Raw genomic sequence first — 1,508 nt, 5'->3', positions numbered from 1 at the left:
TCGAGGAACCACAGCCGCCGCTGCGGCGGGGACAGCGCGGGCGCGTGCCCGGTGGTCAGGCCTGGACCGGTGAGCGGAGCGGCCGCGGCCACCCGCCGGGTCAGCTCGTCCAGGGTCCGTCCGGTGAAGACGTCTTCGACGGACACGTCGGCGGCCAGGTCCGCGCGCAATGCCGCGACCAGCCGCATCGCCGTGATCGAATCGCCGCCGGCCAGCAGGAAGTCGGGTCCGGCACCCGGGCCGAGCACCTTCCGCCACACCTCAGCGACCGGCGAGCCGCCCAGGTCCTCGCCAGGCTCGTCGCCGGCCAGGGCGCGCAGCGCGGGCCGGTCGATCTTCCCGGTGACGGGGTTGACCGGCAGCACGTCCAAGCGGCGGAGCACGGCCGGGCGCATGGCTTCGGTGAGCCGCTCGCCCGCGTACGCGTGGATGTCCGCATCGGACGGTGCGGACGCCGGGCTGAGGAACGCGACCAGCCGGGTGCCACCCGGCCCGGGCACGGCTTCCACGGCGACGGCGCCGACGTCCGGGTGGGCGCCCAGCGCGGCCTCGACCTCGCCGAGTTCGATCCGCTGCCCGCGGATCTTCACCTGCCGGTCGGCGCGGCCGGCGAACTCGAGCCTGCCGTCGGAGCGGAGCCGCGCCAGGTCGCCGGTGCGGTACAGCCGCGACCCCGGCGTGAACGGGTCTTCGACGAACTTCCGCGCGGTCAGCTCCGGGCTGCCGAGGTACCCCGCGGCGAGGCCGGGACCACCGATCAGCAGCTCCCCGACCTCACCCGGCGGGACCGGCCGCAGGTCGTCGTCGACGACGTGGGCGCGGTGCTCCGGCGTCGGCGTCCCCAGCGGCAGCGGGTCGGCGGGCACGCCGGTCACCTCGTCGGTGACCACGACGACGGTGGTCTCGGTGGGGCCGTAGACGTGGAAGAACCGGCGGCCCGGCAGCCAGCGGGCGACCAGCTCGGCGGGCACCGGCTCGCCACCGCAGGCGACCGTCCGCCAGCCGGGCACGTCGGCGGGGTCCACAAGGGACAGCAGCGTCGGGGTGATGAAGCCCCAGTCGACGTCGTGCTCGACGATGAACCGCCGCAGCCGCTCGGGGTCCGCCCGGTCCGCCGTCCCGGCCAGCTGCACCGAGCCGCCGACCGACAGCGGCACGAAGACGTCCATCGTGAACGCGTCGAACCCGAGCGAGGAGATGCCGAGCGTCCGGGTGCCGGGGCCGACGCCGAGCCGGGTGGCGAACCCGGTGACGAACGCGACGATGTTGCGGTGGCTGGTGAGCACGCCCTTCGGCCGCCCGGTCGAGCCGGAGGTGTAGAGCACGTGCGCGGTGGTGTCCGGCGTGGCCGGGCAGTGGCCGGGCGCGGCGGGCGGCGGAACGTCGATCCCCGCCACCGCACCGAATTCCGCGACGGCCGCGTCGCCGATGACGAGGGAAACCCCGGCGTCGGCGGCGATCGCGCTCAGCCGGGCGCGCGGCCCGCCCGGGTCGAGCGGGACGTAGCA

1 protein-coding gene is annotated in these 1,508 nt (G+C 75.9%); it reads right to left on the bottom strand.

Features of this window, described 5'->3' with window-relative positions:
• Nucleotides 1-1,508 (bottom strand): non-ribosomal peptide synthetase (locus tag G3I65_RS20095; protein ID WP_160697474.1); only part of this gene is annotated, 1,508 nt, incomplete at both ends.

Source organism: Amycolatopsis sp. SID8362 (assembly GCF_010550475.1).
Classification (GTDB): domain Bacteria; phylum Actinomycetota; class Actinomycetes; order Mycobacteriales; family Pseudonocardiaceae; genus Amycolatopsis; species Amycolatopsis eburnea.
This window is presented reverse-complemented; position numbering and strand designations above follow the sequence as displayed.